The sequence below is a fragment of the Nocardioides halotolerans DSM 19273 genome, assembly GCF_000422805.1.
Taxonomy (GTDB): domain Bacteria; phylum Actinomycetota; class Actinomycetes; order Propionibacteriales; family Nocardioidaceae; genus Nocardioides; species Nocardioides halotolerans.
In genome coordinates, this window is record NZ_AUGT01000009.1 from 463,099 (window position 1) to 481,450 (window position 18,352).

20 protein-coding genes are annotated in these 18,352 nt (G+C 72.8%); 10 read left to right on the plus strand and 10 right to left on the minus strand.

What is annotated here, in order from left to right:
* Window positions 1-202 precede the first annotated feature (202 nt).
* Both G514_RS0102055 and G514_RS0102060 read right to left on the minus strand, forming a co-directional pair.
* Window positions 203-829 (minus strand): alpha-ketoglutarate-dependent dioxygenase AlkB, encoded by a 627-nt coding sequence (locus G514_RS0102055; RefSeq protein ID WP_051246487.1) that lies wholly within the window; start codon window positions 827-829, stop codon window positions 203-205.
* A 55-nt stretch (window positions 830-884) separates the two neighbouring features.
* Window positions 885-1,316: an SRPBCC family protein gene (locus G514_RS0102060; RefSeq protein ID WP_028650411.1), complete on the minus strand. Its 432-nt coding sequence runs from the start codon at window positions 1,314-1,316 to the stop codon at window positions 885-887.
* A gap of 53 nt (window positions 1,317-1,369) precedes the next feature.
* Here G514_RS0102060 and G514_RS0102065 point away from each other — a divergent pair, with 53 nt between their 5' ends.
* The 3 genes from G514_RS0102065 to G514_RS0102075 all read left to right on the plus strand — a co-directional run bounded on the left by G514_RS0102065 (window position 1,370) and on the right by G514_RS0102075 (window position 5,522).
* Entirely contained in the window at window positions 1,370-2,107 is a 738-nt protein-coding gene (locus G514_RS0102065) for an ABC transporter ATP-binding protein (RefSeq protein WP_028650412.1), read from the plus strand.
* A 2-nt stretch (window positions 2,108-2,109) separates the two neighbouring features.
* Window positions 2,110-4,665, plus strand: a complete 2,556-nt coding sequence (locus G514_RS0102070; protein ID WP_028650413.1) for an ABC transporter permease — start codon at window positions 2,110-2,112, stop codon at window positions 4,663-4,665.
* Window positions 4,666-4,802: 137 nt separating this feature from the next.
* On the plus strand, window positions 4,803-5,522 hold the full coding sequence (locus G514_RS0102075) for a GntR family transcriptional regulator (RefSeq protein WP_028650414.1): 720 nt from the start codon (window positions 4,803-4,805) through the stop codon (window positions 5,520-5,522).
* Between the two features lie 114 nt (window positions 5,523-5,636).
* Here the strand turns inward: G514_RS0102075 and G514_RS0102080 are convergent, their stop codons facing one another.
* Window positions 5,637-5,981: a hypothetical protein gene (locus G514_RS0102080; protein ID WP_028650415.1), complete on the minus strand. Its 345-nt coding sequence runs from the start codon at window positions 5,979-5,981 to the stop codon at window positions 5,637-5,639.
* Between the two features lie 51 nt (window positions 5,982-6,032).
* On the opposite strand from G514_RS0102080, the gene G514_RS0102085 reads away from it, so the two are divergent.
* Window positions 6,033-6,755 (plus strand): copper homeostasis protein CutC, encoded by a 723-nt coding sequence (locus G514_RS0102085; RefSeq protein ID WP_051246489.1) that lies wholly within the window; start codon window positions 6,033-6,035, stop codon window positions 6,753-6,755.
* A 5-nt stretch (window positions 6,756-6,760) separates the two neighbouring features.
* Window positions 6,761-7,012 (plus strand): DUF4031 domain-containing protein, encoded by a 252-nt coding sequence (locus G514_RS0102090; RefSeq protein WP_211222020.1) that lies wholly within the window; start codon window positions 6,761-6,763, stop codon window positions 7,010-7,012.
* A 40-nt stretch (window positions 7,013-7,052) separates the two neighbouring features.
* On the opposite strand, the gene G514_RS0102095 is transcribed toward G514_RS0102090, so the two are convergent.
* Complete coding sequence (locus tag G514_RS0102095) at window positions 7,053-7,619, minus strand: HD domain-containing protein (protein WP_157544553.1); 567 nt, start codon at window positions 7,617-7,619, stop codon at window positions 7,053-7,055.
* 113 nt (window positions 7,620-7,732) lie between these two features.
* Between G514_RS0102095 and G514_RS0102100 the strand changes: the two genes are divergently transcribed.
* Both G514_RS0102100 and G514_RS28880 read left to right on the plus strand, forming a co-directional pair.
* Entirely contained in the window at window positions 7,733-8,107 is a 375-nt protein-coding gene (locus G514_RS0102100) for a nuclear transport factor 2 family protein (RefSeq protein ID WP_028650419.1), read from the plus strand.
* Between the two features lie 102 nt (window positions 8,108-8,209).
* Window positions 8,210-9,817 carry a hypothetical protein gene (locus G514_RS28880; protein WP_051246492.1) on the plus strand — a complete coding sequence of 536 codons (1,608 nt, stop codon included), beginning with the start codon at window positions 8,210-8,212 and terminating at the stop codon, window positions 9,815-9,817.
* On the opposite strand, the gene G514_RS0102110 is transcribed toward G514_RS28880, so the two are convergent.
* Window positions 9,777-10,652, minus strand: a complete 876-nt coding sequence (locus G514_RS0102110; protein ID WP_028650420.1) for an oxygenase MpaB family protein — start codon at window positions 10,650-10,652, stop codon at window positions 9,777-9,779. The two genes, G514_RS28880 and G514_RS0102110, sit on opposite strands and share 41 nt — an antisense overlap.
* A gap of 20 nt (window positions 10,653-10,672) precedes the next feature.
* A complete protein-coding gene (gene serA / locus G514_RS0102115; protein WP_028650421.1) occupies window positions 10,673-11,887 on the minus strand; it encodes a phosphoglycerate dehydrogenase in 1,215 nt (404 codons plus the stop codon).
* 560 nt (window positions 11,888-12,447) lie between these two features.
* Here serA and G514_RS0102125 point away from each other — a divergent pair.
* Window positions 12,448-12,828 (plus strand): RidA family protein, encoded by a 381-nt coding sequence (locus G514_RS0102125; RefSeq protein WP_028650422.1) that lies wholly within the window; start codon window positions 12,448-12,450, stop codon window positions 12,826-12,828.
* A gap of 51 nt (window positions 12,829-12,879) precedes the next feature.
* Here G514_RS0102125 and G514_RS0102130 read toward each other — a convergent pair whose 3' ends face one another.
* The 4 genes from G514_RS0102130 to G514_RS0102145 all read right to left on the minus strand — a co-directional run bounded on the left by G514_RS0102130 (window position 12,880) and on the right by G514_RS0102145 (window position 15,262).
* Window positions 12,880-13,254, minus strand: coding sequence for a VOC family protein (locus tag G514_RS0102130; protein WP_028650423.1), 375 nt, complete (start codon window positions 13,252-13,254; stop codon window positions 12,880-12,882).
* On the minus strand, window positions 13,254-13,778 hold the full coding sequence (locus G514_RS0102135) for an SRPBCC family protein (RefSeq protein WP_028650424.1): 525 nt from the start codon (window positions 13,776-13,778) through the stop codon (window positions 13,254-13,256). Before G514_RS0102135 ends, G514_RS0102130 begins: the two co-directional genes overlap by 1 nt.
* Window positions 13,775-14,092 (minus strand): ArsR/SmtB family transcription factor, encoded by a 318-nt coding sequence (locus G514_RS0102140; protein WP_028650425.1) that lies wholly within the window; start codon window positions 14,090-14,092, stop codon window positions 13,775-13,777. The genes G514_RS0102135 and G514_RS0102140 overlap by 4 nt, the downstream gene beginning before the upstream one ends.
* 87 nt (window positions 14,093-14,179) lie before the next feature.
* Window positions 14,180-15,262, minus strand: coding sequence for a histone deacetylase family protein (locus G514_RS0102145; RefSeq protein ID WP_028650426.1), 1,083 nt, complete (start codon window positions 15,260-15,262; stop codon window positions 14,180-14,182).
* Between the two features lie 43 nt (window positions 15,263-15,305).
* Between G514_RS0102145 and G514_RS24360 the strand changes: the two genes are divergently transcribed.
* Entirely contained in the window at window positions 15,306-16,394 is a 1,089-nt protein-coding gene (locus G514_RS24360) for a P1 family peptidase (RefSeq protein WP_036563194.1), read from the plus strand.
* A complete protein-coding gene (locus tag G514_RS0102155) occupies window positions 16,391-18,283 on the plus strand; it encodes a CocE/NonD family hydrolase (RefSeq protein ID WP_028650427.1) in 1,893 nt (630 codons plus the stop codon). Before G514_RS24360 ends, G514_RS0102155 begins: the two co-directional genes overlap by 4 nt.
* The last annotated feature ends 69 nt before the right edge of the window (window positions 18,284-18,352 follow it).

Here is an 18,352-nt window from a genome sequence, read left to right on the forward strand (position 1 = left end):
TTTGCACAACCTCCCGTGGTCACCGGCCTATTCCGTCACGGGGCGCCCGTGGGCGACACGAGGTACCGGTCGTGGTCGGCTCCCAGCTCGGGCTGCGGAGGTCTCGACACGCTCGGTTGCGACCTCGTTCCTCGGTCGCACTCGCTGCTCGACCACCGATGTTGAACGTGTTCGAGCAGCCGTCCTCGTTCCTCGGACGCCGCTAGAACACATTCAACGGCCGGAACTGCACCGAGATCCGCGGCCCGGCGTGGGCGACCTTCGGGACGGCGTGCTCCCACGTGCGCTGGCAGGAGCCGCCCATGACGACGAGGTCGCCGTGGCCCATCTCGACCACCACGGCGTCGGCGCCACCGAGCCGGGGGCGCAGGTGCAGCCTGCGCGGGTCGCCGAGCGAGACGATCGCGACCATGGTGTCGGTGGTCTTGCCGCGGCCGATCGTGTCGCCGTGCCAGGCCACCGAGTCGCGGCCGTCGCGGTAGTAGGCGCACCCGGCGGTGCGGAACGGCTCGCCGAGCTCGTCGGCGTAGTGGTCCGACAGCGCCTCACGGGCGTCGGTCAGCCGGGCGTGGGGGAGCTCCTCGCCGATCATGTAGGTGTGGAGCAGCCGCGGGACGTCGACGACGCGGTCGTACATCGGACGTCGCTCGGCACGCCACGGCACGTCGCGGACCAGCGTCTCGAAGACCTCGTCGGCGCCGGGCAGCCACGCCCGGGCGATGTCGACCCACGCGCCGCGGGTGAGCGTGGTGCGCTCGATGGTCGAGAAGTCGAGGGCCCCGGTGTCGTCCACGGGCTGCGGGGCGAACAGCGTCGACTGGAAGTCCATGCCGTGAGTGTACGCCGAGATCGAACACGTGTTCGACAGGCCGGACGGCGGAGTCTCAGTCGCGAGCGAGGGACCGCTGCAGCTGGGCGACGGTCTCGTCGGCGAGCTTCTCCAGCTTGGGTCGCACCACGAGCGGCGCGACGAGGCTGACCAGCCGGCCGAACTCGAAGTCGGCCCGGTAGTGGATCTCGGTGGCCCCGCCCGACGACGTGAACGTCATGGTGTCGGAGGTCTGCACCTTGTCGTTGCGGCCGCGGAACTGCACCCGTCGCGGCCGGTCGAGCTCGGTGGTCTCGTAGGTCAGGTCGCTGGTGCGTCCCATGAACTCCGAGGTGTTGGCGTACGTCGTGCCGACCCCGCCGTCGCCCGACGTACGACGCGTGGTCACGGTGCCGGGGTCCCACTCGTTGGTGTGGGTGAAGTCCGCGAGGTAGTCGAAGACCTCCTCGACGGGGCGGGGGACCGTGAACGTGCGCTCGACGTGCATGGAGGGGCAATACCCGATCGCCGGGGCTTCACCCCGGCTGCCAGAGTTGCCCCATGACGCAGGAGGGAGCGGTCGCCGCGCGCGTGCAGCACCTGACCAAGACCTACGGCACGGGCGAGACCCAGGTGGTGGCGCTCGACGACGTGACGATCGACCTGATGGCCGGTGAGTTCACCGCGGTGATGGGCCCGAGCGGCTCGGGCAAGTCGACGCTCATGCACTGCCTGGCCGCGCTCGACACCGCCGACTCCGGGTCGGTGATGATCGGCGACCAGGAGCTCACGGTCCTCAAGGACAAGGCCCTCACCCGGCTGCGGCGCGACGCGATCGGCTTCGTGTTCCAGTCCTACAACCTGGTGCCGACGCTGACCGCCCGCGAGAACATCCTCCTGCCGCTGTCGATCGCCGGCCGCGACCCCGACCGCGAGTGGTACGACGCGGTGATCGCCACGGTCAACCTGGCCGACCGGCTCGACCACAAGCCGAACCAGCTCTCCGGCGGGCAGCAGCAGCGGGTGGCCGTCGCGCGCGCGCTCGTGAGCCGGCCGCGGGTCGTCTTCGCCGACGAGCCCACCGGCAACCTCGACTCGGCCTCGGGCGCCGAGGTGCTCGACCTCCTGCGTCGCAGCGTCGACGAGCACCACCAGACGGTCGTGATGGTCACCCACGACCCGGTCGCGGCGGCGTACACCGACCGGGTGCTGTTCCTCGCCGACGGCCGGGTCGTCGACGAGCTGCGCGACCCGAGCCGCGAGCAGGTGCTCGAGACCATGGCCCGGCTGGCCGCCTGAGCATGATCAGGGCCTCCCTCAAGAGCCTGCTGGCCCGCCGGGTCCGGCTGCTGCTCAGCACGTTCGCGATCGTGCTGGGCGTCGCGTTCGTGACCGGCATCCTGATGTTCTCCGACACCGTCCAGCGCAGCTTCGTCGCGCTCTTCGACTCCACCGTCGGCGACTCGGTGGTGCGGCCGGTCAACAGCGACGTGGCCCAGCAGGGCGCGGTGTTCAGCACCCAGACCGTGCCCGCCTCGCTGCAGCCGGACCTCGAGCGGCTGCCCGGCGCGGCCCGGGTCGACGGCATGGTCAGCGCGACCGGTGTCTACGTGCTCTCGACCGGCGGCAAGGTGGTCGGCGGGTCCGGCCCCCCGGCGTTCGGCGGCAACTGGAACGACGCACCCGCCGGCCACGGGCTCGAGGGCCTGGTGATCCTCGACGGCCACGAGCCGCACGGCGCCGACGAGGTGGTCCTCGACGAGAGCACGGCCGACCGCGCGGGCTACGAGCTCGGCGACAAGGTCTCGATCGTCACGGCGACCCAGACCCTCGACGTGCACCCGACGCTCGTCGGCATCGCGGGCTTCCGCGAGGGCGGCTCGCTCAACGGTGCGACGTACGCCGCCTTCGACACGCCCACGGCCCAGCAGCTCTTCCTCGACGGCAAGGACGCCTACACGGTCTTCTGGGTGACCGCGCGCGACGGCGTCTCGCAGGAGGAGCTCACCGAGCAGGTCGCGGCCGCGCTGCCCGAGGGGTACGAGGCCGTCACCGGTGACGACGCCGCCGAGGAGAGCGCCGGGCCGCTGCTGAGCGGGATCGGGTTCCTGACCACGTTCCTGCTGATCTTCGCCGGGATCGCGCTGGTGGTGAGCAGCTACATCATCGTCAACACGTTCTCCATCCTCGTCGCCCAGCGCAGCCGAGAGCTGGCCCTGCTGCGTGCGCTCGGGGCGTCGAAGAAGCAGGTCATCCGCTCGGTGCAGCTCGAGGCGTTCGCCGTCGGGCTCGTCGGCTCCACGCTGGGCCTGGGTCTCGGCGTCGTGCTCGCGATGGGCATCCGGGCGCTCGTCAGCAGCATCGGCCTCGATCTCGCCCACCAGCCGCTGATCCTCGCGCCGCGGACGGTCCTCGCGGCGTTCGCGACCGGCATCGTGGTCACCATGGTGGCCGCGTGGCTGCCGGCCCGCCGGACCGGGCGCATCGCACCCGTCCAGGCGCTGCGCGACGACGTGGCGCTGCCCGAGTCGTCCGTACGCCGCCGGCTGCTGCTCGGGGTCGCCCTCCTCGCGGCGGGGATCCCGCTCGCCCTGGTCGGCCTCTTCGTCGGTGCGGTCCCGCACAACGGCTGGTGGGTCGGCGCGGGGGTGCTCGCCGTGCTGCTCGGCGTCACCGCGGCCAGCCCCGTGATCGGTCGCCCGTTCCTGCGCGCGACCGGCGCGGTGGAGGCTCGCGCGTTCGGGCCGATGGGCCGGCTCGCGGGGCAGAACTCGCTGCGCAACCCGCGGCGCACGACCGCCACCGCCTCCGCGCTGATGATCGGCCTCACGCTGGCCTTCACGGTCGCGATCCTCGGCTCCTCCGCCAAGGCGTCGGTCGACAAGGCCGTGGAGGACAACTTCATCGGCGACTACGTCGTCAGCTCGGCGTTCGGCGAGGGCTTCTCGCCGGCGATCACCGACCGGATGGCCGAGATCGACGGCGTGACCGAGGTGCTGCGCCAGCGCTACGGCTTCGGCCTCCTCGGCGGCGACGAGGACGACGGGCTGAGCATCGTCGCCACCGCGCCGGAGACGATCGGCGACTTCCACCTGAAGGCGGTCGCCGGGAGCGTCTCGGACTTCGCCGACGACACGGTGCTGCTGAAGGAGGACTGGGCCGACGACCACGACCTCGGTGTCGGCGACACCCTCGAGGTCACGCTGCCGACGGGTGCGAAGAAGTGGCGCGTCGTGGGGGTCGTCGAGGACAGCCCGCTGGTGTTCTCGCCGGTGCTCACGACGACGCAGACGCTGCTCGACTCGGGCTTCCCCGACCAGGACAACTACGTCGTGGTCTTCGCCGACCCGGGCGCCACCGGGCTGCAGGAGCGACTCGACGCGGTGGTGGAGGACCTGCCGGTGGTGACGGTCAAGGACCAGCAGGCGTTCGCGGCCGAGCAGCGCGCGCCGATCGACCGGATCATCGGCATCATCTACGGCCTGCTGTTCTTCGCCGTCGTCATCGCCGTCCTCGGCATCGTCAACACCCTCGCCCTCTCCGTGATCGAGCGGACCCGCGAGATCGGGCTGCTCCGCGCGATCGGCGTGAGCCGCCGGCAGCTGCGGCAGATGATCCGGCTCGAGTCGGTCGTCATCGCCGTCCTGGGCGCCGTGCTGGGCGTCGCGCTGGGCATCGTCTTCGGCGTGACGCTGATGTACGCACTGCGCGACCAGGGCCTCGAGCGGATCAGCATCCCGGTGGTCCAGCTGGTGGTGTTCCTGGTGCTCTCGCTGGTGCTCGGCGTGCTCGCCGCGGTGTTCCCGGCCCGGCGCGCCGCCCGGCTCGACGTGCTGCGGGCGATCGCCGCCGACTGAGGGCGCGCGTCCGGCGTACCTTGGCAGATGGCCCGTTCGGGTGGTCCGAGGGGGCTAGGAAGGTCCACCCGTTCGGCCACCGGGCGGTCCTGCCAATCCGAGGACGGGGCCCCCGAGCCCGGTCTAGTCTGGCTGACATGACGGAGGTCCTCATCAAGGACGGGCGCGCTCTCAAGCACGTCCAGGTGCGCGAGTACGTGCGCTCCCTCGTCTCCGGCATGTCCCCGGGCTCTCCGGCGCCGTCGGAGCGTGAGCTGGTCGCCCAGTTCGGCGTGGCCCGGATGACCGTGCGCCAGGCCATGGACGCGCTCGTGGTCGAGGGCCTGCTCGAGCGGATCCCCGGCAAGGGCACCTTCGTGGCCCGGCCGCGGCGCACCGCCAGCACGATCACGAGCTACACCGAGGAGATGGCCCGCCGCGGGCTGCTCGCCGAGTCGGTCACCCTCCTCGCCCGTCGTGAGCAGGCCGGCCCCGGCGTGGCCCGGGCGCTGAACGTCACGGAGGGCGACCCGGTCATCCACTGGCGGCGGCTGCGCCGCGCCGACGGCGGCCCGATGTGCCTCGAGGACGCCTTCCTCAACGAGGTCCTGCTGCCGGGCTTCCTGCAGGCCGGCATGCCGACGAGCCTCTACGAGGCCCTCGACCAGCGCGGCCTGCGCCCCACCTGGGCCGAGGACTCCATCAACGCCGACGTCTGCCAGCCCGACGAGGCCACCCACCTCGAGCTCTCACCCGGCGACCCCGTGCTGCGGCACTCGCGCCGTGCGCTCAACGGCGACAAGGTCGTCGAGGTCTCGCGCAGCGTCTTCCGCTCCGACCGCTACACCCTCTGGGTGCAGATCGGCCAGGACTACTGAGCGCGTCGCTGGTTGAGGAGCTTGCGCCGCAAGCGTCTCGAAACCTCTGAAGCGTCGCGCCGGGGCCGAGCGTCCTCAGTGCCAGCCTCGGGTTTGCGAGGTTTCGAGCGTGCGTCAGTCGCCCAGGCCGCCCAAGGGCGCGACCACGTCACCGGACTCCTCGCAGATCCACACCGGGTCCGGGCCGCCGAGGTCGGGCTGGATGTAGAGCGAGTGCTCGGGCCCGGGGCAGGTCAGGCACAGCGGCCAGCGGCCCGCGATCTCGAAGAGACCGTCCTGGACGTCCTGCGCGACCAGCCCGGCGACGTACACCTCCCCCTCGGGCCACTGGTCGGCCCACCACTCGCGCGCCGAGACGGCGTCCTCGAGCAGCGAGACCGCCTCGGCGGTCGCGTGGTTGCGGGCCTGGAGGTCGGCGAGCACGCGAGCCCTCGCGTCGAACAACGGCAGGGTGTCCACCCGCCCATTCTGTGACGGCGGTGGTGAGGCTCCAAGGCCTACGCTGCTGACGTGCCGGTTCTGCTCGAGGTCGCAGTGGCGCACGAGCGCGACGTGCCGGGCGCGGTCGAGGGAGGCGCGGACCGGCTGCACGTGGTCGGACCCAGCGCCGACGGGCACGGCCTCTCGCCCGAGATCCCCACCGTCTCGGCGGTCTGCCGCGACACCGAGGTGCCGGTGTTCGTGCTGCTGCGCCTCAACGACACCTGGACCACCACCGGCGGCGAGCTCACCCGGCTGGTCGGGCTCGCCGAGGACTACCTCGCCGTGGGGGCCACGGGCGTGTCGTTCGGGTTCCTCGACGCGGACCTCGAGGTCGACGTAGAGGTCTGCACGCACGTGGCCACGTCGCTCCCGAACGTGCCCTGGACCTTCCACGACGCCGTCGACGACACGCTCGACCCGCGCCGCGCCTGGCGACGGCTGGTGGGGCTGCCGGGCCTGGTCCACGTCCGCTCCGCGGGGTCACCGCGCGGCATGGCCGAGGGGTACGACGACCTCCTCGCCAGCGCCGGGTCGGACCCCACGATCGCCGCGCTGCTGATGGCCGGCGCCGGGCTGCAGGCAGAGCAGGTGCCGTGGCTGCTGCGTGCCGGCGTCCGGGCCTTCCACCTCGACGAGCAGGTGCGGCCCGGCGGCAGCCGCAAGGCGTACGTCGACTCCTCGCTGCTGCGCTCCTGGCGCCGGCTCCTCGACGACGCCGACGACGCGGCGACCCGGCAGGCGTCGTCGTGAGCCTCATGATCGACCCGCCCGCGGTGCCCTCGCGCGGCCGGATGTGGTCGCACCTGGCCAGCGACTCGTCGTTCGACGAGCTGCACTCGTTCGCCCGCGAGCTCGGCATCCCCGAGCGCGGCTTCGACCGCGACCACTACGACGTGCCGGAGGAGTGGTACGCCGACGTGCTGGCCCGCGGCGTCGAGCCGGTGAGCTCCCGCGAGCTCGTCCAGCGCCTGGTGGCCGCGGGGCTACGGCGTCGCAAGCACGGCTGACCCCGCGACCCGCCTGCCGTCGTGGGCGTCAGACGACAGGTCAGCGCGCAGACGAGTCGAGGACGGCGAGCTCGCGCTCGAGGTTGGCCCGCGCCGTCTGCTCCCACCGGTCGCGCGCGTAGGCCGTGTGGAACAGGTGCGGCTTGGCGGCCAGCCCCCTGAGCACGTCGGCCCTACCGGCCGTGAAGACGTCGTCGTCGAGGTGGGCGTACTCGCGCCGGACCGCGGCGACGTACTGGTCGTAGCGCTCGCGCGGTGCGGCGAGGATGCCGAGGTCCGCGTCGGAGAGGGCGCAGCCGTTGGCGTCGGCGTCGTCGGGGGTGTGGGTCTCGGTGAGCCGCACCAGCCGCGCCACCTCGTCGACGACCGGCGCCGGCGCCACGCCCACCAGCGCGGTCTCCGCCCACGTGGCGGAGCGCTCCTCGGCGTCGCGCTCGCCGTCGTAGACCGCGTCGTGGAACCACGCCGCCAGCAGCACCGGCGTGGTCTCGTAGGCGGCGCCGTTCGCGGCCAGCTCGTCGAGGCGGTCGAGGACCTCGGTCAGGTGGCGGGTGTCGTGGTAGCCACGGCTCGGGTCGGCGTACGCCGCGGCGAGCTCGTCACGCACGTCGCCGCTGTCCGGGAGGGGCCATCTGTCACTGAGGTCCATCACGGCCATCCAACCGGCTACGCTCACTCCTCACAACAACGAGAACGTGTTCTATTTCTTGAGGAGCCCGGATGGCGGCCAGCCCGGAGAAGATCCGCGAGGTCATCGAGCAGTACGTCGCCCGCGTGGCGACCGGTACCACCGACGAGGTCATGGAGCTCTACGCCGAGGGCGCGACCGTCGAGGACCCCGTCGGCAGCGAGGTGCGGACGACCCGCGAGTCGATCCGGGAGTTCTACGCCAACCTCGAGGGGCTCGAGCAGGCCGGCGAGGTGCTGAGCGCGCGCATCGCGGGAGGGCAGGCGGCGTTCCTCTTCGAGCTGCGCACCAAGGCCGGCGACCAGACCTACACGCTGGCCCCGATCGACGTGATGACCTTCGACGACGACGGCCTGATCACCTCGATGCGGGCCTACTGGGGCGACGCCGACCTCCAGGTGTCCTGACCCGAAAGCTACGGCTAGCCCCCCTGTCCGAGGGCACGAGGTCGGGATAGCTTCGGCTCGCCCACCCCACCTCCGGCGCTCGAGCGCGGACAGGAGCACGTCATGTTCGGTGTTGTCGCACGGCCCGCTCGCTGGGTCCTCCTCGTGGTCCTGGCGCTGTGCCTGCTGCCACTCACCGCGCAGCAGGCGTCGGCCCAAGCGGCCCCGGCGCCCGCGCCGCTGGCCCCGTCGGACAGCATCACGATCCACGGCTCGCTCAACGCCGGCGACGTCCAGCAGGCCGGCCGGCTGACCCGCGACGGCCACACCCACGGCTGCGAGGCCCCGACTCCGATGGCGCCGCTGGAGAACGCCACCCCGCTCCGCCGCGACACCCACAACCTCCAGAACCCGTACGACACCGACCGCTGCATCGTGGTGGAGGCCGACCTGTCCGGGTGCGCGGGCAACCAGACCCAGGTCGTCGCCTACTCGGCCTTCAACCCCGCCAACCCGGCCGCCGGGGTCGCCAGCGCCAGCGGGTTCAGCACCATCGCGACGATGAGGTTCGGCTTCCGGGTCGCGGCCGGCGCGTCGTACGCGATCGGCGTCAACGAGGTCGACGCCGGCTCCGGCTGCCCGCTCTACAAGCTCAAGGTGACCAACGCCCCGATGGCCTCGACCACCCAGGGCGACGGGGCCAACGGCTTCATCCTGCAGGCCACGGTGAACGCGTTCCGCAACCAGCTCGGCGACGCGCAGGCTCGCCAGGAGATCACCTGGGACGACGTGCCGGAGGCGGCGGCCGACCCGCACGTGCTGCCCGCCGACTACTACAACACCGTCCAGCCGCGCGGCCTCGTCTTCACCGGCCCGGCCGACATCCGGGTGAGCTCCGACGGCAGCGGCCCGACCGCGGAGGAGTTCGGCGACCTCGGACTCTTCCCCGACACGCACTTCCAGCCGTTCAGCTTCCTGCGCCTGATGAGCCCCGTCGACGAGCCGATCGCGCAGGTCGCGTTCCGTGTGGCCGGCACCAACACCCCGGCGCCGACGAGCGCGTTCGGCGCGGTCTTCGCCGACCCCGGGACGGCCGGGTTCCTGATCCCGCGCGCCGCGAACGGCGACCCGCTCGGCCTCTACGTCCCCCCGGCGCACGACGACGGCCTGTCCTTCTACGGGCTGCGCTTCCCGGCACCCGTGATCCACTCGATGTCGGTGGCGGGCAACTGGGTGAACGGCGTGCAGGCGACCGCCTTCGACAACTTCGTCTACGCCGACCCGGGCTTCCGGCTCGGGCTCGCGGTCAGCGGCCCCGGCCGGGTCACCGCTCCCGGGCTGTCGTGCCCCGGTCAGTGCTCGGCGACGTTCGGCAGCGAGCCGGTGACGTTGAAGGCCGACCCGTCGGAGACGGCCGGCGTCCGCTGGAACGGCGCCTGCGCCGGCACCCACGGCGCGACCTGCGTCCTGTCGCTCTCGCAGAGCCAGACCTCGGCGTCGGCGACGTTCGTGAGCTGCGTCAAGCAGGCCACCAAGGTCACCAAGCTGAAGAAGAAGCTCAAGAAGCTCAAGAAGGCGGTCCGCAAGGCCACCACCCGGCTCGGTCAGGCCGAGGGGCGGGCCGACGTCGCGGACGCCCGCTCCGACCTGATCAAGGCGCGCAAGAAGCTGGCGAAGGCGAAGAAGAAGCTCAAGAAGGCGAAGCAGTCCCTCCAGGTCTGCCTGGGCTGAGCGCCCAGCGGATGGTCCCTGTGGCGAGCCCGCCCAGCACCCGCACGGTGGTGCGCTCCGACACCGGCAGGTAGGGCAGCCGCAGGGGCCACCGCGTCCAGGCCGGCATCAGCCCGATGGCGGCCGCGGAGAGCACGGCGTACGGCGCGCGGACGGGGAGCGGCAGCGGCGGCTTGAGCAGCACGTAGCGCACCGCCTCCCGCGCCTCGGAGGTCCCGCGCAGCTCGGGGCGGTAGGACGCCAGCACCTCGGCGAGCTCGGCCTCGGTCGTGGGCGGGTCGACGACGCCGAGCCGCGCGCCGACCCGGGCGATCTGGGCGACGTACTCGTCGCGGCCGGCCTGGTCGAGGGGGTCCGCGCCGTAGACCTGGTACGCGCGCAGGAAGCTGTCTGCCTCGGCCGCGTGCACCCAGGCGAGCAGATGGGGGTCCGAGGCGGCGTACGGCGAGCCGTCGGGCATCGTGCCGGTCACCCGCTCGTGGATCCGTCGCACCATGTCGACGGCCTGCTGGGCGTCCTCGGCGACGCCGAACGTCGTGACCGCGAGGAAGGTGCTGGTGCGGTGCAGGCGGCCCCACATGTCGCCGCGGAACCCCGAGTGCTCCGAGACCGCGCGCATCGCGGCGGGGTGGAGCGTCTGCAGCAGCAGGGCGCGGAGTCCGCCCACGAACATCGACGCGTCGCCGTGCACCCGCGTGATCGGGCTGCCGGGCTCGAACCAGCGCGCGCCCTCGCGGAGGTGGATGCGGTCGCGGTGCCGCGGGCCGTCAGGCCCGGCCACCTGGAGGAACAGGGCGTGCCCCAGCCGGTCGCGGACGTCGGTGAGGCTCGCCATGCGTCGAGCCTACGAGGGCCTCACACGGGTCGCGGCTCGCCGTGGCTGCGCAGCCAGATCGTCTGGGGGGAGGAGCGCAGCTTGTCGAGGGCGGCCTCGCCGATCGACTCGGTGGCGTCGGTGACGACGTAGCCCTGCTCCCCCCGGGTGGCGAGGTACTGACCCGTCACGTTGGCGCCCTCCTCGGCGAAGAACGCGTTGACCTCGGCGAGGACACCCGGGACGTTGACGTGCAGGTAGCTCAGCCGGACGCCCTCGGCCAGCGGCGGCGGCTGGACGGCGGGGAGGTTGACCGAGAGGGCGGTGCTGCCCTCGGCGACGTACGCCGCCAGCTTGCCGGCCACGAACCAGCCGATCTCCTCCTGCGCCTCCTGGGTCGAGCCGCCGACGTGCGGGGTGAGGATCACGTTGTCGAGCCCGCGGAGCACGGACTCGAACGGGTCTCCCTGCGCCTTCGGCTCGACCGGGAACACGTCGAGCGCGGCGCCGGCGAGGTGACCAGACTCGATGTTCTCCCGCAGCGCGACGTCGTCGACGACCATGCCGCGCGAGGCGTTGATGAACAGCGCGCGCGGCTTCATCGCGGCGAACTGCTCGGCGCCGAACAGCCCGGCGTTCCCGGGCCGACCGTCGACGTGCAGCGAGACCACGTCGGCCTCGGCGAGCAGCGCCTCGAGCGTCGGCATCCGGCGGGCGTTGCCGTGCGCCAGCCGGTCGGCGGTGTCGTAGAAGATCACCCGCAGCCCGAGCGCCTCGGCGAGGTTGGACAGCTGGGTGCCGATGTTGCCGTAGCCGACGATGCCGAGCGTGCGCCCGCGGATCTCGTGGCTGCCCTTGGCCGACTTGTCCCAGACGCCCTGGTGCATCCTCGAGGTCTTCTCCGGGAGCCGCCGCGCCAGCGCGATGATCTCGGCGATCACGAGCTCGACCACGCTGCGGGTGTTGGAGTACGGCGCGTTGAACACCGCGACGCCCCGCGCGGTCGCCGCCGGCAGGTCGACCTGGTTGGTGCCGATGCAGAAGCAGCCGATCGCGACCAGGTCGTCGGCGGCCTCGAGCGCCTGCGCCGTGACGTGGGTGTTGGACCGGATCCCGAGCAGCTGCACGCCGCCCGCGAGCGCCTCGACGAGCTCGTCGTCGGAGAGGGAGCCCGACCTGAGCTCGACCTCGTGACCGCGCGCCTCGAGCGTCTCGACGGCGACCGGGTGGATGTTCTCGAGGAGCAGGACCTTCACCCGTCAAGGGTAGGAGCGGACGGCGGCCGCCCCGGAATCGTCGTCCTGGCGTGGGACGCGCAGCGACCCGCGAGCGGCCGTCGACGTCGGTGGTTGAGGAGGTCGCGCAGCGACCGTCTCGAAACCTCGTACCCCGGGGCTGGGACGCAATCGAGCTCGGTGGTGCGGGTGCCTTCGCTGCGGAGGTTTCGAGACAGGCGCTGCGCGCCTTCCTCAACCAGCGGTGGGCGCGCGCCGTCGGTGGTTGAGGAGGTCGCGCAGCGACCGTCTCGAAACCTCGTACGCCGGGGGCTGGGACGCAACCGAGCTCGGTGGTGCGGGTGCCTTCGCTGCGGAGGTTTCGAGACAGGCGCTGCGCGCCTTCCTCAACCAGCGGTGGGCGGGCGTCGTCGGTGGTTGAGGAGGTCGCGCAGCGACCATCGCCGTCGGTGGTTGAGGAGGTCGCGCAGCGACCGTCTCGAAACCTTGTACGCCGGGGCTGGGACGCGACCGAGCTCGGTGGTGCGGCGCGCCTTCCCCAACAAGCAGTGGGCTGCCACGATGAGCACCCAGGAGGTCCCATGCCCCGACAGGTCATCACCACGCCCGACGCACCCGGCTCACCCCTCTACAGCCAGGGCGTGACGGCCGGCTCGCACGTGTACGTCTCCGGCACCACCGGCATCGACCCGGCCAGCGGGAAGCCGGCCGGCGACACGATCCAGGCGCAGACCCGCCAGGCGCTCGCCAACTGCGAGGCCATCCTGCGTGCCGGCGGCGCCGGGCTCGACGACGTCGTCGAGGTCGGTGTGCTGCTCGCGCTCCCCGACGACTTCGCGGGCATGAACGAGGCCTACGCCGAGTGGCTGCCCGCCGACCCGCCGACCCGCTACGTCGCCAGGCTGGGACCGGAGATCCCGGGCCTGCTCGTCTCCATCCGCATGACGGCGATCATCGGCTGACGCTCCCCGCTCAAGATGGCGCGCGGGACTCCCCGGACCTGCAGAGGTCTCCTACAGGCAGGGTCCGTCCCAGGTGGACAGGCAGAAGGGATGGCCCGCCGGGTCGGCGTAGACCACGCAGTGGTCGGAGTTCGGCTGGAAGTCGAGCCGGACGGCGCCGGCGGCGACGGCACGGGCTCCGGTTGCCTCGAGGTCGTCGACGAAGAAGTCGAGGTGCATCTGCTTCGGTACGTCGGACCCCGGCCAGACCGGTGGGCGGAAGTCCTCGACCTGCTGGAACGCGATCGACCCGTTCGGCCCGACGACGGTCGCCCAGTGCTCGCTCCCCTTCGTGACCCCGCCGATGAGCTCGGCGTAGAACGTCGCGAGGGCGAGCGCGTCGGGCGCGTCGACGGTGGTCACGCTGAGCCTGATCTCGTCGGACATCACCCGATCTCCAGCGCGGCGTACGCGGGAGTCAGCTCGTCCCATCGCCGCCGCCACGCCGGCGCCGGGGTCTGCTCCGACCAGCGTTCGGGGTGGGCGTCGGCGCCGTCCACGAGCGACCGCCCGAGATCCTCCAGGTGCGCCTGCCAGCCGGCGCCGTGCCCGGACAGCCTGTCCAGGGGCAGCCCACGCTCCTCGACCACCAACCTGGTCTGCGCGCCCTCCTCGGTCAGCCACGCCTCGATCTGGGTCTCATCGTCGGTGCCCGGTCGCATCGTCAGGAGCAGGTGGTGCGGTGCGTCGCACACCTCGATCCGCCCCGAACCGGCCCAGGTGCTGGCGAAGACGGCCTGGACGGTGCCGCCCTCGCGCAGGTCGCCCGACACCTCAGCCATCCAGCGCGCGAGCCGCTCGGGTGTCGTGCACGCCGCCCAGAGGTCGTCGATGTCGGTGGGGTAGACGTCCTCGACCCGCACCACCCCGGAGGTCTCGTCGAGCGTCCGCATCGTCCCGATGACCTTCATGTCCGCGCCTTCTTCCCTCGAGCGATCTCTGTGTGGAGGGCGTCGAGCCGGTGCTGCCAGAGCGCGCGGTAGTCCGCGAGCCACTCGTCGACCCCGATGAGCGCCTCCGGACGGAGGCTGTAGATCCGGCGCTGCGCGTCGTGGCGTACGTCGACCAGTCCGGCCTCGCGCAGCACCCGCAGGTGCCGGGACACGCCCGGGCGGGCGATCGGGAGCGCCTCGGCCAGCTCTCCGGCGCTCGCGGGGTGGTGGCGCAGGATCTCGAGGACGGTGCGCCGGCTCTCGTCCGCCAACGCGTGCAGCACCGCATCCATGGCGCTAACGTAACCAATCAGGTAAGTAACCGCAAGGGTACATACATCTCGCGTGCGCTGACCGGCCGGCGAGCCTCGGTCCGTCGCTCAGCGCGGCCCTCCCCGGGCGTGCCCGGCGAGGTACGCCGCGACCAGCCCGCCGAGGGTCGGCAGGTGGTAGCCGCCCTCCTGGACGACCACGGCCGGCAGGCCGGTGGCCCGGAGGAGCCGGCCGGCCTCGCGGTAGCCGTCGGCGGTGACCTGCAGCGGGCTCTCGGGGTCGTCCTTGGCGGCGTCGACGCCGAGGGACACGACGAGGGCGTCGCAGTCGGCGACCCAGTCGGCGAGGTCGGCGACGGCGGCCAGCCAGGCCTCGTCGCCGGTGCCCTCGGCGAGCGGGAGGTTGCGGGTGGCGCCCTCGCCCGGGCCGGTGCCGGTCTCGTCGGCATACCCCACCACGTGGGGGAACCACCCCGCGCCCGGGTCGACGTGCACCGAGCCGTAACAGACGTCCGCGCGGTCGTAGAAGATCGCCGCCGTGCCGTTGCCCTGGTGGGCGTCGAGGTCGACGATGCCGACGCGCGCGGCTCCGCCGGCGCGGAGGGTGTGCGCGGCGAGAGCGGCGTTGTTGAGGTAGCACGAGCCGCCGAAGCCGCTCGGCGTCGCGTGGTGGCCCGGCGGGCGGCACAGGGCGTAGGCGAGCGGAGCGCCGTCGGTCACGAGGCCGGCGGCCTGGACGGCGCAGTCCGCGGCCGCACGGGCCGCCTCCCAGGTGCCGGGCCCGACGAGCGTCATCGTGTCGTAGGCGAAGCGGCCCGCGTCGGCGTGGATCGCGACCGCGGGCCGGGCCGGCAGTCCGGCGGTCATCGCAGGCGTCGGGAACAGGTAGGGCACCACCCGCTCCTGGCCGACGAGCTCGGCGTAGGGACCGGCCGCCCACCGCTCGGCCGCGGTGCGCAGGTGCTCGACGAGCTCGGCGTCGTGCACGGCGAGCAGCGCGTCGGCGGGTTGGGGTGTCGCCTCGACGAGGTCGTGGCCGGCGGCGCGCAGCGCCACGAGGATCGCGTCGACGCGCGCGGCGGTCTCGGTGCCGATCGTCGCGACGCCGACCCAGACCTCGTTGCGCGGGTCGTGCCGACGGGTCTCCGGCGACCAGACGACGGGGACCCTTCGAGGCTCGCCAGCTCGCACCTCAGACTCCGCGCCGTACTGATCCATGGGTCAGTATGAGCACATGTCCGACGCCCGTGCCCGCGCCCGCGATCTCGGCATCGCGATCGGCGCGCTGCCGACCGGCCCCACCAACTCCGTGCTCGACGTCGAGGGCGTCGGCCTCGGCCACGTCACGATCACGAGGGACACGGCGCGGACCGGCGTCACCTGCCTCTACCTCGCCGACGACACCTACCCGCGCCCGCTCGTGGGCGGCGGCGCGGTGCTCAACGGGCTGGGTGACTGCACGGGGTTCCTGCCCCTCCAGGAGTCCGGGCTGTTCGAGTCGCCGGTCTGGCTCACGTCGACCAGCCAGGTCGGCCGGGTCTTCGATGCCGCGTTCCAGCTCGAGCTGGGCCGCCACCCCGACATCGCCGACGACATCTTCGTGCCCGTCGTGGCCGAGTGCGACGACTCGTTCCTCAACGACGTCCGCACCATGTGGGTCCAGCCCGAGGACGTGCGGGCCGCGCACGAGGCGGCGCTCGCGTCGCGCGGCTCGACGAGCCCCCCGGACGAGGGTTCGGTCGGCAGCGGCACCGGGATGTCCTGCCTCGGGTTCAAGGGCGGCATCGGCACGTCGTCGCGGGTGGCGCCCGGTGGGCACACGGTCGCGGTGCTGCTGATGACGAACTTCGGCCAGCGCTCCCGCCTGACCGTCGACGGCGTCCCGGTCGGCCGGCTGCTCCCCGCGCCCGTCGCCCCGCCCCAGCGACAGCCACCTCCGGCGGGCTCGTGCATCGGCGTCGTCGTGACCGACGCGCCCGTCGACCCGCTCGGCTGCCAGCGGCTCGCCGCCCGGGTCGGGCTCGGGCTCGCGCGGACCGGCTCCACGGCCCACCACGGCAGCGGCGAGATCTTCCTGGCGGCGAGCACCACCGCCCGCACCGACCGCGACCTCACGGCGCTCGACACCGGCCCGCGCCTCGCCGGGCGGGCGCTGGACGACCTCTTCGAGGCGGTCGTCGACTCCGCCGAGGAGGCGGTCCTCAACTCCTTGCTGATGTCGCCCACGACCGTCGGCCGTGGCGGCAACACCTCCGAGGGTCTCGACCCCGACACCGTGGTGCGGCTGCTGCGCGAGCACGGGCGCCTCGGAGACCCCGCGTGACGGGCACCGAGCGCTCGGTCCGGATCGCGATGGCGGACGGCGTCGAGCTGGCCGCCACCCTCTTCCTGCCCGACACGGCCGAGCCGCAGCCGTGCCTGCTCGAGGCGCTGCCCTACCGCAAGGACGACCTCACCTCGTCGTACGCCGAGGGCTACCGGACGCTGCGCGACGAGCACTCGTACGCCGTGTGCCGGGTCGACCTCCGCGGCACCGGCTCGTCGGGCGGCGACGCCACCGACGAGTACCCCGCGGTCGAGCGCACCGACCTCTGCGCGGTCATCGCCTGGCTCGCCGAGCAGGACTGGTGCGACGGCAACGTCGGGATGTGGGGCACGTCCTACAGCGGGTTCAACTCGCTGCAGATCGCGGCGGAGCGGCCGCCGGCGCTCAAGGCGATCGCGGCGATCTACGCCAGCGACGACCGCTGGACCGACGACGTGCACTGGCGCGGCGACGCGCTGCGGCTGGTCGACCTCGTCGACTACTGCCACTACATGACGCCGATGTGCCTGCTGCCGCCCGTGCCGGCGGAGTGGCCCGGCGACGGGCAGGGGTGGCGCGAGGAGTGGATGCGGCGGTGGGAGACCAACGAGCCCTGGCTGCTCACCTGGCTGCGCGAGAACCGCGACGGTCCCTACTGGCAGGCGGGCTCGCTCCGCCACCTCGGCTACGACCGCATCCAGTGCCCGACGATGATCGTCGCGGGCTGGGCGGACGGCTACCGCAACAACACCTTCCGCACCGTCGCCGGGCTGGGCGCGGCCGGTACGCCGTGGCGGCTGCTCGCCGGCCCGTGGGCGCACGCCGACCCGGCCACCGCCATCCCCGGGCCGCGCATCGACCTCGACCGCGAGCTGGTCGCCTGGTGGGACCGCTGGCTCCGCGGCAGCGCGGAGGCAGAGTGGGAGGACCGCGCCGACGTCTTCGTGCGCACCTCGACCGTGCCCGCACCCGACCTCGAGCTCCACGAGGGCTACTGGGTGTCCGGGCCGTGGCCGGTCGCCGAGCCGTCGTCGCTGGAGCTCGCAATCGAGGGCGAGCGGACGCTCGCCGTCGAGCCGGACGTCGGCACGGCTGCCTGGATCGACTGCGCCGGCCACCTGCCGTGGGGGCTCTCGACCGACCAGCGCCTCGACGACGCGCGTTCGCTCATGTGGGACTTCGACGTGCAGCCCGTCGTCGTCGGGCAGCCGTCGGTGTCGCTCGACCTGTCCGCCTCGACCGAGCTGGCCTCGCTCTCGGTGAAGCTGTGCGACGTGTTCCCCGACGGCACCTCGGCGCTGGTGACCCGCGGGACCCTCGACCTCGCGCGCGTCGACCTCACGCAGCCGGTGCGGCTGCTCCTCGACGCCTGCGCCTACCAGCCGGACCCGGGCCACCGGCTCCGCCTGTCGGTCGCGGGCGCGGACTGGCCGAACACGATCGCGCCGCCCGGACCGCTCGAGCTGACCGTGCGCGGCGGCACGCTGTCCCTGCCCCTCTGGACGGCGCCGCGGACCGACTCCGGCGTCGAGCCGCCGCTCTTCCGGCCCGGCGCCGACCGCTCGTCGGAGGAGGTCGGCGACGTCGTCTGGTCGATCACCGACGACGTGCTGCGGCGGACGACCACCGCACGCACGCACGTCGTGTCGTCGTACGACGTCCCGGGGGAGGGCGCCGCGCTCGAGGACTACCGGGGCGAGGTCGGGGTGGACCGCCGCACGTTCGCCCAGTGGGCGGACGCCGAGACGACGTACCGCCTCACCTGGCCGGGCGTCGACGTGCGCGTGACGTCGACGCTGCGCGTCGACATCGGCGCCGAGGGCTACGACGTGGTCATCGTGGCCGACGCGTTCGACGACGAGGACCAGGTCGGCCACCGGGAGTGGCGGGAGCGGATCCCGCGCTAGGTCGCAGGCCGAGGCACGACGTGCGAAGGGCCCCGACCGCAGCTGCGGTCGGGGCCCCTCGGGGTGAAG

Coding starts and splice junctions, on each gene's coding strand:
- G514_RS0102055 (WP_051246487.1), bottom strand. CDS start 829: ATGGACTTCCAGTCGACGCTGTTCGCCCCGCAGCCCGTGGACGACACC.
- G514_RS0102060 (WP_028650411.1), bottom strand. CDS start 1,316: ATGCACGTCGAGCGCACGTTCACGGTCCCCCGCCCCGTCGAGGAGGTC.
- G514_RS0102065 (WP_028650412.1), top strand. CDS start 1,370: ATGACGCAGGAGGGAGCGGTCGCCGCGCGCGTGCAGCACCTGACCAAG.
- G514_RS0102070 (WP_028650413.1), top strand. CDS start 2,110: ATGATCAGGGCCTCCCTCAAGAGCCTGCTGGCCCGCCGGGTCCGGCTG.
- G514_RS0102075 (WP_028650414.1), top strand. CDS start 4,803: ATGACGGAGGTCCTCATCAAGGACGGGCGCGCTCTCAAGCACGTCCAG.
- G514_RS0102090 (WP_211222020.1), top strand. CDS start 6,761: ATGATCGACCCGCCCGCGGTGCCCTCGCGCGGCCGGATGTGGTCGCAC.
- G514_RS0102100 (WP_028650419.1), top strand. CDS start 7,733: ATGGCGGCCAGCCCGGAGAAGATCCGCGAGGTCATCGAGCAGTACGTC.
- G514_RS28880 (WP_051246492.1), top strand. CDS start 8,210: ATGTTCGGTGTTGTCGCACGGCCCGCTCGCTGGGTCCTCCTCGTGGTC.
- G514_RS0102110 (WP_028650420.1), bottom strand. CDS start 10,652: ATGGCGAGCCTCACCGACGTCCGCGACCGGCTGGGGCACGCCCTGTTC.
- G514_RS0102125 (WP_028650422.1), top strand. CDS start 12,448: ATGCCCCGACAGGTCATCACCACGCCCGACGCACCCGGCTCACCCCTC.
- G514_RS0102130 (WP_028650423.1), bottom strand. CDS start 13,254: ATGTCCGACGAGATCAGGCTCAGCGTGACCACCGTCGACGCGCCCGAC.
- G514_RS0102135 (WP_028650424.1), bottom strand. CDS start 13,778: ATGAAGGTCATCGGGACGATGCGGACGCTCGACGAGACCTCCGGGGTG.
- G514_RS0102140 (WP_028650425.1), bottom strand. CDS start 14,092: ATGGATGCGGTGCTGCACGCGTTGGCGGACGAGAGCCGGCGCACCGTC.
- G514_RS24360 (WP_036563194.1), top strand. CDS start 15,306: ATGTCCGACGCCCGTGCCCGCGCCCGCGATCTCGGCATCGCGATCGGC.